Origin of the sequence: Pseudomonas sp. NFACC39-1, assembly GCF_900110355.1 — a bacterium.
In the GTDB taxonomy this organism is placed as follows: domain Bacteria; phylum Pseudomonadota; class Gammaproteobacteria; order Pseudomonadales; family Pseudomonadaceae; genus Aquipseudomonas; species Aquipseudomonas tehranensis.
In genome coordinates this window covers 35,827-50,195 of the sequence record NZ_FODL01000021.1, presented here as the reverse complement: position 1 = coordinate 50,195, position 14,369 = coordinate 35,827, and the positions used below count along the sequence as shown (strand labels likewise).

The following is a 14,369-nucleotide window of genomic DNA, read 5'->3' as shown; positions in this document are numbered from 1 at the left end:
TTTGATGGCCGCTTTGTTGTTGGGAATCGCCTCCAGTACATCAAGTTCGGCGTGATAGATCACCAACTCGTTCTTGGCGACATCCACGCCCACAATCGGCTTTGTGACAGAAACCGGCATTGCCATTGAAAATTCTCCGGGCTAAGGTTTGAACACTTGAAGGGTTCACCCAGAGGCGCAGGCTTGTTCCTATCGTCGGTTTAGGCCAGATGCATTCTTTATCGGCGCTTGGGTGAAAGGAGGAGGGGCGAAATCTCCCACGGTCTGTACTGCGCCTAACAGTCAGAATCGAGCCTTGTCCCTCCTCCTCCCTTCAAGTCCTACCATACAAGCGAGCCTGCTCGCGATGGGGCCAGTCCCCACAACACAAAACCCCAGACAAAAAAACGCCCCGACAAGTCGGGGCGTTTTCATCTGCGGCTAAGGCTTAGCGCGGAAATGCTGGCGGGTTTACACCGGCCATGTCTTCCATCACGCGAACCACCTGGCAGCTGTAACCGAACTCGTTGTCGTACCAAACGTACAGCACAACGCGGTTGTCCTGAACGATGGTCGCTTCAGCGTCGACCACACCGGCATGGCGCGAGCCAACGAAGTCGGTGGACACCACTTCCTGGGAATTGACGAAATCGATCTGCTTGTGCAGGTCGGAGTGCAGCGCCATGTAGCGCAGGTACTCGTTCATTTCTTCACGGGTGGCAGCCTTCTCAAGGTTCAGGTTGAGGATGGCCATCGACACGTTCGGCGTCGGTACACGGATCGCGTTGCCGGTCAGCTTGCCGGCCAGCTCAGGCAAAGCCTTGGCTGCGGCGGTGGCGGCACCGGTCTCGGTGATCACCATGTTCAGCGCGGCGCTACGGCCACGACGATCGCCCTTGTGGAAGTTGTCGATCAGGTTCTGGTCGTTGGTGTACGAGTGAACGGTTTCGACGTGACCGTTGATGATGCCGAACTTGTCGTTCACCGCCTTGAGCACCGGCACGATGGCGTTGGTGGTGCAGGAAGCGGCGGAGACGATCTTGTCGTCAGCGGTGATTTCGCCGTGGTTGATGCCGTGAACGATGTTCTTGAGCTTGCCCTTGCCAGGTGCGGTCAGAACGACGCGGTCGATACCCGGGCAGGCCAGGTGCTGGCCCAGACCGTCGGCGTCACGCCAGACACCGGTGTTGTCCACCAGCAGTGCGTCCTTGATGCCGTACTGGGTGTAGTCCACCTCGGTCGGGCTCTTCGCGTAGATCACCTGGATCAGGTTGCCGTTGGCGAGAATGGTGTTGTTTTCTTCATCGATGATGATGGTGCCGTTGAACGAACCATGGACCGAATCACGACGCAACAGGCTGGCGCGCTTGGTCAGGTCGTTCTCGGCGCCTTTGCGCACCACGATGGCCCGCAGGCGCAGGCCGTCGCCGCCACCGGTTTTTTCGATCAGGATGCGCGCCAGCAGACGGCCGATACGACCGAAGCCGTACAGGACCACGTCAGTGCCCTTGCGAGGCGAAGCGTTCTGCTGGCCAACCACATCAGCCATCTCTTCACGAACGAACTGCTCGGCGCTACGGCCATTGCCTTCGTTACGGAATTTGAACGCCAACTTGCCCAGGTCCACCGAAGCCGCGCCGAGCTTGAGCTCGCTCATGGCCTTGAGCAGCGGGAATGTTTCGTGGACGGAGAGTTCGCTGTCGTCGGAAGAACGGTGGCGAGCAAAGCGATGAGCCTTGAGAATCGCGATGACAGACTGGTTGATCAGGCTGCGGCCATAGATCGAGCTCACCACGTTGTTATTGCGGTAGAGCTGACCGATGAGAGGGATCATCGCTTCTGCGAGTGCTTCACGATCGATCCATTCACCAAGACACTGGTCGGGCTTCTGAGTCACGGGAACCTTCCACATGTAGGGGCTGAAAAAAGGGGCTACATTATGCCGCCGAGTCTTCGGCGGAGCAATGCGCGCCTGTCGCACCGTGGTTTTCCTGTTCGCCAGGGTAGTCTGCGACTGACAGCCGCCCCCTTCCCCCGCTACAATTGCCGACTTTGTCGCAACGCTGGAGCTCAACCTTCCGTGCCCGTTCTGCGTCTCCCGCTTCTCCCTGCCGCGGCAGGTAAACAGCACTGGGGCAACCTGCCCGGTGCCGCCCTGAGCCTGGCCATCGCCGAGGCTGCCAGCGCTGCAAAGCGCTTTACCCTGCTGCTGACCGCCGACAGCCAAAGCGCCGAGCGGCTCGAACAGGAACTGAGTTTCTTCGCCCCGGATTTGCCCGTGCTGCATTTCCCGGACTGGGAAACCCTGCCCTACGATCTGTTTTCGCCCCACCAGGACATCGTTTCCCAGCGAATCGCCAGCCTTTATCGGTTGCCGGAGCTCAGTCATGGCGTTTTGGTAGTGCCGATCACCACGGCCCTACATCGCCTGGCACCGACCCAGTTTTTGCTGGGCAGCAGCCTGGTGCTGGACATCGGCCAGAAGCTCGACGTCGAGCAAATGCGCAGCCGTCTTGAAGCCAGTGGCTATCGTTGCGTCGATACGGTGTATGAGCACGGCGAGTTCGCGGTGCGCGGCGCGCTGATCGATCTGTTCCCAATGGGCAGCAAGTTGCCTTACCGCATCGACCTGTTCGATGACGAAATCGAAACCCTGCGCACCTTCGACCCGGAAAACCAACGCTCCATCGACAAAGTACAGTCGGTGCGCCTGCTGCCGGCCAAGGAATTCCCGCTGCAAAAAGACGCCGTGACCCGCTTCAAGGCGCGCTTTCGCGAACGCTTCGATGTGGATTTCCGTCGCTGCCCGATCTTCCAGGACCTGAGCAGCGGGATCACTCCCGCCGGTATCGAGTACTACCTGCCGCTGTTTTTCGAAGAAACCTCCACCCTGTTCGATTACCTGCCCCAGGACACCCAGGTGTTTTCCCTGCCCGGCATCGAGCAGGCGGCGGAGAACTTCTGGAACGATGTGCGCAATCGCTACGAAGAGCGCCGCGTCGATCCTTCCCGCCCGTTATTGCCCCCGGCCGAGCTGTTCCTGCCGGTGGAAGACTGTTTTGCCCGACTCAAGAGCTGGCCACGCGTGGTGGCAAGCCAGCAGGACGTGGAAACCGGCGTCGGCCGCGAACGCTTCCCGGCCAAGGCCTTGCCGGACCTGGCGATCGAAGCCAAGGCCACGCAGCCACTGGCAGCCCTGGCCGGTTTTCTCGAGGGTTTCCCTGGCCGCGTGCTGTTCACCGCCGAATCCGCCGGTCGTCGTGAAGTGCTGCTGGAGCTGCTTGAACGCCTGAAGCTGAGACCGAAGACCGTCGATAGCTGGCCAGACTTCGTCGCCGGCAAAGATCGCCTGGCGATTACCATCGCGCCGCTGAATGATGGCCTTGTCCTGGAAGACCCGGCCCTGGCGCTGGTGGCCGAAAGCCCATTGTTCGGCCAACGCGTCATGCAGCGTCGTCGTCGCGAGAAACGCGCCGACGCCGCCAACGACGCCGTCATCAAGAACCTCACCGAGCTGCGCGAAGGCGCGCCAGTGGTGCACATCGATCACGGCGTGGGCCGCTACCTGGGCCTGGCGACCCTGGAGATCGACAACCAGGCCGCCGAATTCCTCACCCTGGAATACGCCGAGGGCGCCAAGCTTTATGTGCCGGTGGCTAACCTGCACCTGATCGCCCGCTACACCGGTAGCGACGACGCCCTGGCGCCGCTGCATCGCCTGGGTTCGGAAACCTGGCAGAAAGCCAAGCGCAAGGCCGCCGAACAGGTGCGCGATGTCGCCGCCGAGTTGCTGGACATCTATGCCCGTCGCGCCGCCCGCGAGGGGTATGCCTTCGCCGACCCGAAAGCCGACTACGAAACCTTCAGCGCCGGGTTCCCCTTCGAGGAAACCGTCGACCAGCAGACCACCATCGAAGCCGTGCGCGCCGACATGCTCGCGCCCAAGCCGATGGACCGGCTGGTGTGCGGCGATGTCGGTTTTGGCAAGACCGAAGTGGCGATGCGCGCCGCGTTCATTGCCGTGCACGGCGGTAAACAGGTGGCAATCCTGGTGCCCACCACCCTGCTCGCCCAGCAGCACTACAACAGTTTCCGCGACCGCTTCGCCGACTGGCCGGTCACCGTGGAGGTGATGAGCCGCTTCAAATCCACCAAGGAAGTGAACGCTGCGGTGGCCGACCTGGCCGAGGGCAAGATCGACATCGTCATCGGTACGCACAAACTGCTACAGGACGATGTGAAGATCAAAAACCTGGGGCTGGTGATCATCGACGAAGAGCACCGCTTTGGCGTGCGCCAGAAAGAACAGCTCAAGGCCCTGCGCAGCGAGGTCGACATCCTGACCCTGACGGCCACACCGATCCCGCGCACGCTGAACATGGCGGTGTCGGGCATGCGTGACCTGTCGATCATCGCCACGCCGCCGGCCCGGCGCCTGTCGGTGCGCACCTTCGTCATGGAGCAGAACAAAAGCACGATCAAGGAAGCCCTGCTGCGCGAGCTGCTGCGTGGCGGCCAGGTCTATTACCTGCACAACGACGTCAAGACCATCGAGAAATGCGCCGCCGACCTGGCCGAACTGGTGCCGGAAGCCCGCATCGGTATCGGCCACGGGCAGATGCGCGAACGTGAACTCGAACAGGTGATGAGCGATTTCTACCACAAGCGCTTCAACGTGCTGATCGCCTCGACCATCATCGAGACCGGCATCGACGTGCCGAGCGCCAACACCATCATCATCGAGCGCGCCGACAAATTCGGCCTGGCCCAGTTGCACCAGTTGCGCGGTCGGGTCGGTCGTAGCCACCACCAGGCCTACGCTTACCTGCTGACGCCGCCGCGCCAGCAGATCACCCCGGACGCGGAAAAGCGCCTGGAGGCCATCGCCAACACCCAGGACCTGGGCGCCGGTTTCGTGCTGGCCACCAACGACCTGGAAATCCGGGGTGCAGGCGAGTTGCTGGGCGACGGCCAGAGCGGCCAGATCCAGGCCGTGGGTTTCACCCTGTACATGGAAATGCTCGAGCGGGCGGTCAAGTCGATCCGCAAGGGTGAGCAACCGAACCTCGACCAACCGTTGGGTGGCGGGCCGGAAATCAATCTGCGGGTGCCGGCGCTGATCCCGGAGGACTATCTGCCGGATGTCCACGCACGGCTGATTCTCTACAAACGCATCGCCTCGGCCACCGATGAAGAAGGCCTCAAGGACCTGCAAGTGGAGATGATCGACCGCTTCGGCCTGCTGCCCGAGCCCACCAAGAACCTGGTGCGTACCACCTGGCTCAAGCTCAAGGCCGAACAACTGGGCATCAAGAAAGTCGATGGCGGCCCCAATGGCGGTCGTATCGAATTCGAAGCCCAGACGCCGGTCGATCCGCTGGTACTGATCAAGCTGATCCAGGGCCAGCCCAAACGCTACAAGTTCGAAGGTGCCACGATGTTCAAATTCATGGTGCCCATGGAACGCCCGGAAGAGCGTTTCAATACCGTAGAAGCGCTGTTCGAGCGCCTCACTCCGACCCCTGCTTGAAGGACGCCCCATGCGCCTGTTTCGCTCACTGACCTTGTTGATGACCCTGGTCGCTCCCCTGGCGTTTGCCGACGACCTGTATCAGGTTGAAATGATCCTGATGCGCCAGAACGCCGAACCGGCGATTGTCAGCCGCGCCGCGCCGGAGAACTGGGACGCGGGTGCGCAACGCCTGGACGCGAACAGCCAACGCACGCCTGCATTGGGTCACATCGTGGAAAAACTCAACGCCAGCGGCCAGTACACAGTGCTGATGCACAAAGCCTGGCAGCAGAACCTGGGCGAACAGGGCAGCCGAATCGCCGTCAGTGATGGCGCAGAACAGTTCGGCCAGTTCCCCATCGAAGGGACCCTGGAACTGAAACTGGGGCGGTTTACCGATGTGGATGCCGACTTCTGGATCAACCAGATCGACACCAATGGGCTGGTCACTTCCAGCGAACGCCTCAAACAGCAGAGCCATACCAAAAATGGTCAGTTGAATTTCCTCGACAACGGCCACCTCGGCCTGCTGATCAAAATCACCTCGCTGACTGCGCCTGCGCCACGGCAGGCGCCTGACGTCATTCCGGACTGATCGGCGCGCCTATGCCCTCGCCCCTGAGCAAACCCCTGGCACCCTCCTGGGTCAATCGATTCAAGGAACAGAGCCTGGAGCGTGGGCGTCGTTACGCGCTGGAAAACCGCGTCAGGATCGTCGAGGCCGGCGACAGCACCATCACCGCCAGTTGTGAAGGCTCTGGGGGCAACGTTTACCGCCAGACGATTCGCCTGAAAGAGTCAGCCAAAGGCACATTGATTCTGCTCGAAGCCGCCTGTACCTGCCCGGTGCGCATCAACTGCAAACACTGCGCGGCGGTGCTGCTGCAAGTCCAGGAAACCCTGGCCTACCCGGCCGCCGAGAAAGACGCGCAGTTGCTGGAGAAGCTCCAGGCCGTGCTGGAAAACCGCAGCCCCAAGGCCCCGCCGCAAGTGCTGGTGGACAATGTTCAGCCAGTGCCGCGGCTGTGGCTGGCAAGCATCGAGTTCAGCGCTTTCGAGCCGCGCAACGGCAAGATGCAGCGCTATATCCAGCACCGCGCCGCCCTATCTTTCAGCTACCTGGACGAATACGTCAGCGGCCAGCGCAACACTGACGTACTGATTCGCCAGGACACACAGACGCTGCGGATTAAACGCCAGACGGAAGTCGAGCAGTCCTACCGCGAACAGCTACGCATCCTCGGCTTCAAAATCGCAACCCGCCAAAGCAAGGCCCTGCCCGAAAGCGCCGGTGAGCTGTACGAGATGGTCAACGACAGTGCCTGGCTGACGTTCACCCTCAACGATCTGCCGAAACTGCGTAGCCAGGGCTGGGAGTTGCAGATCGACGAGGATTTCGGTTTCGACCTGACGGCGGTGGACGAATGGTACGCCACGGTCGAAGAAACGCCGGAACGGGACTGGTTCGATCTGGAACTGGGGATCATCGTCAACGGTGAGCGATTGAGCCTGCTGCCGATTCTGCTGAACCTGATGCGTTCGCACATCGAGCTGTTCAACCCGGAACGCCTGGCCAGGCGCCGCGATGACGAACTCATCCTGGTCAACTTGCCTAACCGCCCGAACTCCGAGTTCGGCCCGCAGCAAGTGGCCCTGCCCTATGGCCGGCTGAAACCGGTGCTGGCCACCCTGGGCGAGTTTTACCTGCAAGAACCAGGCACCACCAAACTGCGCTTGAACAGCGCAGATGCCCTGCGCCTGAACCCGCTGCAAGACATGCCCCTGCGCTGGGAAGGCGGCGAGCACATCCGTGGCCTGGCCCAGCGCCTGCGGGACATCAAGGACTACACCAGCACGGCGCCAGAAGGCCTGAACGCCACACTGCGGCCTTATCAGCTCGAAGGGTTGAGCTGGATGCAATCGCTCAGGCAGCTGGAAGTCGGCGGCATCCTCGCGGACGATATGGGCCTGGGCAAAACCCTGCAAACCCTGGCGCACATCCTCAGTGAAAAAAACGCCGGGCGCCTCGACCGCCCCTGCATGGTGGTCATGCCCACCAGCCTGATCCCCAACTGGCTCGACGAGGCCGCCCACTTCACCCCGCAACTCAAGGTGTTGGCCTTATACGGTGCCGGGCGCAAGAAGCATTTTGACCGGCTGGCCGATTACGACCTGGTCCTCACCACTTATGCGCTGCTGCCCAAGGATGTCGAGCGCCTGGCGGCGCAGCCGTTGCATGTGCTGATCCTCGATGAAGCCCAGTACATCAAGAACCCGAACAGCAAAGCCGCCCAGGCCGCCCGCGAACTCAACGCGAGGCAGCGGCTGTGTCTGTCCGGTACGCCGCTGGAAAACCACCTGGGCGAATTGTGGTCGCTGTTCCACTTCCTGCTCCCGGGCTGGCTCGGGGACGTCAAGAGCTTCAACCGCGACTACCGCGTGCCGATTGAAAAGCGCGGCAGCGATGTGCGCCTTCAGCACCTCAACGGTCGGATAAAACCTTTTCTGCTGCGCCGGACCAAGGAGCAAGTGGCGACAGAACTGCCGCCCAAGACCGAGATCATCCATTGGGTCGAGCTCAGCGATGCCCAGCGGGACGTCTACGAAACCATGCGCCTGGCCATGGACAAGAAGGTACGCGACGAGATCACCCGCAAAGGCGTGGCTCGCAGCCAGATCATCATTCTCGAGGCACTGCTCAAGCTTCGTCAGGTCTGTTGTGACCTGCGCCTGCTCAACGATGCCGCCCTGCCCGCCCGAGGCAGCACTTCAGGCAAGCTCGACAGCCTGATGGAGATGCTCGAAGAGCTGTTTGAAGAAGGTCGTCGGGTGCTGCTGTTTTCTCAGTTCACCTCGATGCTGTCGCTGATCGAAGACGAACTGAAGAAACGCGGCGTCGACTACGCCATCCTGACCGGCCAGACCCGGGACCGACGCACGCCGGTCAAGGAATTCCAGAGCGGCAAGCGGCAGATCTTTCTGATCAGCCTGAAGGCCGGCGGCGTGGGCCTGAACCTCACCGAGGCCGACACAGTGATTCACTACGACCCATGGTGGAACCCCGCCACCGAAAACCAGGCGACCGACCGCGCCTATCGCATCGGCCAGGAAAAACCGGTGTTCGTCTACAAACTGATTGCCCGAGGCACGGTTGAAGAGAAGATTCAGCTGCTGCAGAAGGAAAAATCCGACCTCGCAGCCGGCGTATTGGACGGGCGCGTGGCCGGAGACTGGAAACTGCAAAGCGACGATATCGAGGCGCTGTTCGCGCCATTGCCGGACAAGCTGGAAAAACGCTGAGCGAACTTATAGGCGCCCGCAGGAGCCCGTAGGAGCTGTCGAGTGCAACGAGGCTGCGATCTTTCCCCTGCCCATAAAATCCAACGCAAAAAGATCAAAAGATCGCAGGCTTCGCCAGCTCCTACGGAGTAAGCGTACTCGCGATGACGGATTATCAGGCCTTGGGCAACGGCGCAAACAGGTTCCACCACGGTTCGAAGTGAATCACCGTGTCGGCAGCCGTCAGATTGAGCCCCAATTTCGTCGCGCACCTTCTTGCCCATGGCGACGCGCACGGTTTCATAGACATCCCGCTGCCCGTCACGAAAGCGCCCCACCGCTCGCCACCTTGCCACACCAGCGGAACACCTTTCAGCGCGGTAAGCCTGGCCGCATCGAAAGCGTTCAAGCGCAACAAGTCGCCCCGATGCACCCCTTCTGACGTCCCTTGAAGAGCTCCAGGCCCCATCTGATGGATGACGAAACCGAAAATCGGAGCTTTCCGAGAGCTTTGTACGAATAGCCCTTACCGACAGCAGGAAACCTTGCGCCCGTTTTCACTGCCTGTTCCGCTAGCCAGCCTTCAATACCCGCGCCAACGTCGACTTCACCTTCCCCATCCCGTCATGCAGCGCCTGCTCGATTTCCGCCATGGTGATCACGGCCGTGGACTTGCCCGCTGCCGGATTCACCACCAGCGCCAGGCAGGCGTAGTCGAGCTCCAGTTCACGCGCCAGCGCCGCTTCCGGCATGCCGGTCATGCCAACGATGTCGCAACCGTCGCGTTCCAGGCGAGCGATTTCGGCCACGGTTTCCAGGCGCGGGCCCTGGGTGCAGGCGTAGACGCCATGGCTGCTGTAGCCACAGCCCTCGGCGGCCAGGGCGGCGATCAGTTGCTGGCGCAGCGCCTCGCTGTAGGGGTAGCTGAAATCAATGTGGGTAACCGCCTCCAGGTCATCGGCAAAATAGGTGTGCTGACGGCCGCTGGTGTAATCGATCAATTGGTGAGGCACGCAGAAATGCCCGGTCCCCATCGCGGCGTGAATTCCGCCCACGGCGTTGACCGCCAGGATCGCCTCGGCGCCGGCCTGCTTCAGGGCCCAGAGGTTGGCGCGATAGTTCACCTGATGAGGTGGAAAGCGATGAGGATGGCCGTGACGGGCCAGAAACAGCACTTCGCGCCCGGCGTAGTCACCGATCTGCACCTCTGCCGATGGCGCACCATAGGGCGTTTCTACTGCCAAGGACTGGCGAATGGTCAGACCTTCGAGCTGGGTCAGGCCAGTGCCGCCGATAATTGCGTAAACGGTCATGACAAATGTCCTTAATCGATCAGTTGGGCGGCTTTCAGCGCGCTGATTGCCGTCAGCCAGCGTGGGTCCTGGCGGTACTCGGTGGAGGCGAAGGCCTGCCCGTGCATGCGTGCGATGCGCGCCGATGGTTTGACCTTCAACCGCTGGGCGGCGCTCAAGGCCAGTTCGGCGGCGGCGCGATCGTTGCACACCAGCCCCATGTCGCAACCGGCCGACAACGCCGCCTCGATACGACTGGCGGCATCACCCACCACATGAGCACCCGCCATCGACAGATCATCGCTGAAGATCACGCCATCGAACTGCAATTCGCCACGCAGAATGTCCTGCAGCCAGCGCCGGGAAAAACCGGCTGGATTGGCATCGACCTGCGGATAAATGACATGGGCCGGCATGACTGCCGCCAGTTGCTTGCTCAGTTTGGCGAACGGAACCAGATCGTGGGCGCGAATCTGTTCAAGGCTGCGCTCATCGTTGGGAATGGCCACATGGGAATCGGCTTCGGCCCAGCCGTGGCCGGGGAAATGCTTGCCGGTGGCGGCCATACCGGCGGCGTTCATGCCCCGAATGAAGGCACCTGCCAGCAGCGCTGCACGCTCGGGGTCGCCTTCGAAGGCACGACTGCCGACCACCGCGCTACGTTGATAATCGAGGTCCAGCACCGGGGCAAAACTCAAATCGAGGCCGACCGCCAGCACTTCAGTGGCCATGATCCAGCCGCACTGCTCGGCCAGGTATTCGGCATTCGGGTTGTCGGCAATCGCCCGCATGGCCGGCAACCGCACAAACCCCTGGCGCAGGCGCTGCACACGCCCGCCTTCCTGATCGACCGCCAGCAACAGGTCGGGACGGATGGCGCGAATCGAGGCGCTCAGCTCGCGCACCTGACGTGGATGCTCGATATTGCGAGCAAAAATGATCAGGCCACCCACTTCGGGCTGGCGCAACAGGTGGCGATCTTCGGCCGTCAACCAGGTACCGGCGACGTCCACCATCAACGAGCCTTGCAGGCCAGCAGTCATAATATTTCCTTGATAACAATGAACCCGCACAGCGACGCACGCACAACCGCGCCGCCGGGCTCCAGGCCCGGCAGATCACGGTTATGCAATGAAATATAAAGCGGGTTCGAAACGAGAGTCGGCATGGGCCGCTAGCTTAGCGGATGTAGGCAGCCGCGCCCACCCGTGCACTCAGGCCTTGGCGAGCGCCGGGGCTGATTTGCTGCGCGGGCGCAACTGCGCGGCAGCCATGGCCTCATCGGTGACGCCGCTTTCGGCGCGCATGCCTGCAGCCAGGAATGGCACCATCAGACGCATCACTTGCTCAATGGAAGTATTCACACCGAAATCGGTTTCAGCGATGGCCCGCAGCGCCTTGATGCCGGACATGCTGAAGGCAGCAGCGCCGAGCATGAAATGCACGCGCCAGAACAACTCGATCGGCGGAATGCGCGGCGCGGCCTCATTGACCAGAAGCATATAGCGGCGGAAAACCTTGCCGTACATGTCTTCCAGATAACGCCGCAGGTGGCCTTGGCTCTGGCTGAATGCCAGGCCCAGCAAGCGCATGAAAATGGAAAGGTCGTTACCGCTGCGTGGCTGCACGACAAGGGCTTGCTCGACCAGGATCTCCAGCAGCTCTTCCAGGGTTGGCTTGACGTCAGGCTTGGCCTGACGCCGCTCCAGCTCACGATCCAGGCTGACACAGAAAGGCCCGAGGAAACGCGAGAACACTGCCTGGATCAGCGCTTTCTTCGAACCGAAGTGATAATTCACCGCCGCCAGGTTCACCCCGGCCTTGCTGGTGATCAGACGCAATGAGGTTTCAGCGAAACCTTTTTCCGCGAACAATTGCTCGGCAGCATCGAGAATGCGTTCTACGGTTTCCGACTGGGCCATGGCTACTCCGCCTGACAAACACTTGTTTGAAACATACGTTTCAGCCTTGGGGTTGTCAAGCCTGCCGGGACGTTTTGCGAACGCTCGGTCAGATATTTAACCACACCTACGGCCCGCTGTAGCCCATGACGTTTTTGCGGCCCGACCGACCGTCCAGCGGCCTGCGAGAAAAGGAGGATTGCCAAGCCGCGCCCACTGTATATAATCCCAGTCACTGTATAAAAAGACAGAGCGATCAATATGCTAAAGCTGACGCCACGCCAAGCAGAGATTCTGGCCTTCATCAAACGCTGCCTCGAAGACAACGGCTACCCGCCGACCCGCGCGGAAATCGCCCAGGAACTGGGCTTCAAGTCGCCTAACGCGGCTGAAGAGCACCTCAAGGCGCTGGCTCGCAAGGGCGCTATCGAAATGACCCCGGGCGCATCCCGCGGCATTCGTATCCCTGGCTTTGAAGCCAAGGCCGACGAAACCACCCTGCCGATCATCGGCCGGGTAGCAGCAGGCGCTCCGATCCTCGCCGAGCAGCATGTCGAAGAGTCCTGCAACATCAACCCATCGTTCTTCCATCCACGGGCGGACTACCTTCTTCGCGTGCACGGCATGAGCATGAAGGACATCGGCATTTTCGACGGAGACCTTCTTGCGGTCCACACCACTCGCGAAGCCCGCAACGGCCAGATCGTGGTGGCGCGAATCGGTGATGAAGTGACCGTCAAGCGCTTCAAGCGCGACGGTAGCAAGGTCTGGCTGATTGCCGAGAATCCCGAGTTCGCCCCCATCGAAGTCGATCTTAAAGATCAGGATCTGGTCATCGAAGGCTTGAGTGTCGGCGTTATCCGCCGCTAAAGGAGGCTTTATGCAGTTCCCACACACACCACAACACACTCAACTTCCGCTGTTCGAGGCGTTCATGGCCCAACCGCTGGTTCCCGCCCTCAAAGAGGTGATCGAGTCACCTTGGGGCGCCGAGCCCGAGGCCTTCAGCGAACTGTCGTTACGTGGTGCCGCCGGGAACTGCCTGAACCTGCTGGCGCCGATCCTGCGCGAGCTGAGCCAGGACCAGGACGCTCGCTGGCTGACGCTGATCGCACCGCCGGCCAGTGTCACCCAGGCCTGGCTGCGAGATGCGGGCCTGAACCGTGAACGCATCCTATTGCTACAGCCGCGGGGCACTCAAAGCGCCCAGCAACTGACCTGCGAAGCGTTGCGCCTGGGCCGCAGCCATACAGTGGTCAGCTGGCTCAATCCGTTGACCACGACCGCACGGCAACAGTTGATCAGCGCCGCACGCACCGGGGACGCACAAAGCCTGAATATTCGATTGGGCTAAAAAACACAGGGCTTCTCCAGGACAGAGAAGCCGGCCAGGAACAGTATCGTCCAAAAGCCGACAGGCGGGATCAATGAAGAACCCGCGGCCCCTCTTCCTTGTTGAATTCGCCTTCAACCAGACGACCTGCCATCTGCACGCCCACACTCAACATCGCCTTGGCGACTTCGACGTGCTGGCCTTGCAGGAAGGCCTTGGCGTCTTCGGAGAAGTTCAAGGTAACCAGAGAACCCTCGTCCTCGGCCCTGCGCAGCTCGATGCGGCCATCAGGAAGTTCGACAATTTCTAGAAAGGACGTTGGCATAAAAGTCTGTTCTCCACGAAAGGCGAGGATTATATAGTCATCGGCCAGGCTTCGCTCGGGATCTTGACCAAGCGTTATGGGCGAATATTACGGATCGGGGGAAAACTCAGCACTCGTTCAGCCCTTCACGAAAGCGGATGGCCAGGTTCTTGAGGTTCTGACGCCAGCTTTCCAACTCCTCCCGGCTCAACGCCTGCTCGGGCTCTTCTTCGTCCAGATTGACCGCCATGATCAAAGGCTGAGTCACGTCACCCTTAGGCTTGCGAGGAGCCCGGGGCGGCTCAAACAGTGCCGCGTGTGCCGCCAACAGTTGAGCCAGCCAGGTTTGCGGGTTGTGCGCCAGCTCGACCATTTCGGCCAGTTCCGGAATGGCGATGGTTTCCAACACATCCGGTGTCAACAACAGTTCGGCCCGGGGCGCATTTGCCTGCGGCAGACGGTAGAAACCGGCAATTTCGTGGCAAAGCCCCAACAACGCGCCGTACAGATGAAACAGCGCTGATTCGCGCCCGGCTTGGGTCAGCGCGGGGGAATTCATCGCACGCCCATCCTCTGCCCTGGCGAGCGCTTCGAGCGACAGGCCGGCGAAATAAATTTTCTGATTGGTGCGGGTGTAGAGTTCGTGGGCCATGGCGGCATTCTCCCCAACGAAATAAAAGCTTCACGCAAGAGCGACAGTGTCATGGAACAACCGAGGCCACTGCAAGGCAAAAACAAAAAGGCCGCATGAAAACCTATGGGTTGTCAT

The 14,369-nt window shown here is 61.0% G+C and carries 11 protein-coding genes and 1 pseudogene; 5 read left to right on the top strand and 7 right to left on the bottom strand.

Annotated features, from left to right (window positions below):
- A pseudogene (locus tag BMY45_RS28500) lies at window positions 1-126 on the bottom strand (IS110 family transposase); the annotation flags it as partial.
- A gap of 301 nt (window positions 127-427) precedes the next feature.
- On the bottom strand, window positions 428-1,891 hold the full coding sequence (locus BMY45_RS26060) for a glyceraldehyde-3-phosphate dehydrogenase (protein ID WP_092403136.1): 1,464 nt from the start codon (window positions 1,889-1,891) through the stop codon (window positions 428-430).
- 168 nt (window positions 1,892-2,059) lie between these two features.
- Between BMY45_RS26060 and mfd the strand changes: the two genes are divergently transcribed.
- Genes mfd through BMY45_RS26045 form a run of 3 tightly spaced genes read left to right on the top strand, consistent with a single transcriptional unit; the run spans window position 2,060 to window position 8,791 of the window.
- Window positions 2,060-5,509, top strand: coding sequence for a transcription-repair coupling factor (gene mfd / locus BMY45_RS26055; protein ID WP_092403134.1), 3,450 nt, complete (start codon window positions 2,060-2,062; stop codon window positions 5,507-5,509).
- A 10-nt stretch (window positions 5,510-5,519) separates the two neighbouring features.
- Complete coding sequence (locus tag BMY45_RS26050) at window positions 5,520-6,086, top strand: CsiV family protein (RefSeq protein WP_092403132.1); 567 nt, start codon at window positions 5,520-5,522, stop codon at window positions 6,084-6,086.
- Between the two features lie 11 nt (window positions 6,087-6,097).
- Window positions 6,098-8,791, top strand: coding sequence for a DEAD/DEAH box helicase (locus BMY45_RS26045; protein ID WP_092403130.1), 2,694 nt, complete (start codon window positions 6,098-6,100; stop codon window positions 8,789-8,791).
- Window positions 8,792-9,342: 551 nt separating this feature from the next.
- On the opposite strand, the gene BMY45_RS26035 is transcribed toward BMY45_RS26045, so the two are convergent.
- The 3 genes from BMY45_RS26035 to BMY45_RS26025 all read right to left on the bottom strand — a co-directional run bounded on the left by BMY45_RS26035 (window position 9,343) and on the right by BMY45_RS26025 (window position 11,984).
- Window positions 9,343-10,083 carry an S-methyl-5'-thioinosine phosphorylase gene (locus tag BMY45_RS26035; RefSeq protein ID WP_092403126.1) on the bottom strand — a complete coding sequence of 247 codons (741 nt, stop codon included), beginning with the start codon at window positions 10,081-10,083 and terminating at the stop codon, window positions 9,343-9,345.
- Between the two features lie 11 nt (window positions 10,084-10,094).
- On the bottom strand, window positions 10,095-11,093 hold the full coding sequence (gene nagZ / locus BMY45_RS26030; protein WP_177193397.1) for a beta-N-acetylhexosaminidase: 999 nt from the start codon (window positions 11,091-11,093) through the stop codon (window positions 10,095-10,097).
- A gap of 183 nt (window positions 11,094-11,276) precedes the next feature.
- Entirely contained in the window at window positions 11,277-11,984 is a 708-nt protein-coding gene (locus tag BMY45_RS26025) for a TetR/AcrR family transcriptional regulator (RefSeq protein ID WP_092403122.1), read from the bottom strand.
- 240 nt (window positions 11,985-12,224) lie between these two features.
- Between BMY45_RS26025 and lexA the strand changes: the two genes are divergently transcribed.
- Window positions 12,225-12,833: a transcriptional repressor LexA gene (gene lexA, locus BMY45_RS26020; protein WP_092403120.1), complete on the top strand. Its 609-nt coding sequence runs from the start codon at window positions 12,225-12,227 to the stop codon at window positions 12,831-12,833.
- A gap of 10 nt (window positions 12,834-12,843) precedes the next feature.
- Complete coding sequence (gene sulA / locus BMY45_RS26015; protein WP_047227209.1) at window positions 12,844-13,317, top strand: SOS-induced cell division inhibitor SulA; 474 nt, start codon at window positions 12,844-12,846, stop codon at window positions 13,315-13,317.
- A gap of 70 nt (window positions 13,318-13,387) precedes the next feature.
- Here sulA and BMY45_RS26010 read toward each other — a convergent pair whose 3' ends face one another.
- Together BMY45_RS26010 and BMY45_RS26005 are read right to left on the bottom strand one after the other, a co-directional pair.
- A complete protein-coding gene (locus BMY45_RS26010; protein WP_047227208.1) occupies window positions 13,388-13,621 on the bottom strand; it encodes a hypothetical protein in 234 nt (77 codons plus the stop codon).
- A gap of 106 nt (window positions 13,622-13,727) precedes the next feature.
- Complete coding sequence (locus tag BMY45_RS26005) at window positions 13,728-14,252, bottom strand: DUF6586 family protein (protein ID WP_092403118.1); 525 nt, start codon at window positions 14,250-14,252, stop codon at window positions 13,728-13,730.
- Window positions 14,253-14,369 lie beyond the last annotated feature (117 nt).

What these genes read in the sequence shown, in the direction of transcription:
- BMY45_RS26035 (WP_092403126.1), bottom strand. Translation starts at nt 10,083, where the DNA reads ATGACCGTTTACGCAATTATCGGCGGCACTGGCCTGACCCAGCTCGAA.
- BMY45_RS26005 (WP_092403118.1), bottom strand. Translation starts at nt 14,252, where the DNA reads ATGGCCCACGAACTCTACACCCGCACCAATCAGAAAATTTATTTCGCC.
- BMY45_RS26050 (WP_092403132.1), top strand. Translation starts at nt 5,520, where the DNA reads ATGCGCCTGTTTCGCTCACTGACCTTGTTGATGACCCTGGTCGCTCCC.
- BMY45_RS26010 (WP_047227208.1), bottom strand. Translation starts at nt 13,621, where the DNA reads ATGCCAACGTCCTTTCTAGAAATTGTCGAACTTCCTGATGGCCGCATC.
- lexA (WP_092403120.1), top strand. Translation starts at nt 12,225, where the DNA reads ATGCTAAAGCTGACGCCACGCCAAGCAGAGATTCTGGCCTTCATCAAA.
- BMY45_RS26025 (WP_092403122.1), bottom strand. Translation starts at nt 11,984, where the DNA reads ATGGCCCAGTCGGAAACCGTAGAACGCATTCTCGATGCTGCCGAGCAA.
- sulA (WP_047227209.1), top strand. Translation starts at nt 12,844, where the DNA reads ATGCAGTTCCCACACACACCACAACACACTCAACTTCCGCTGTTCGAG.
- BMY45_RS26060 (WP_092403136.1), bottom strand. Translation starts at nt 1,891, where the DNA reads ATGTGGAAGGTTCCCGTGACTCAGAAGCCCGACCAGTGTCTTGGTGAA.
- BMY45_RS26045 (WP_092403130.1), top strand. Translation starts at nt 6,098, where the DNA reads ATGCCCTCGCCCCTGAGCAAACCCCTGGCACCCTCCTGGGTCAATCGA.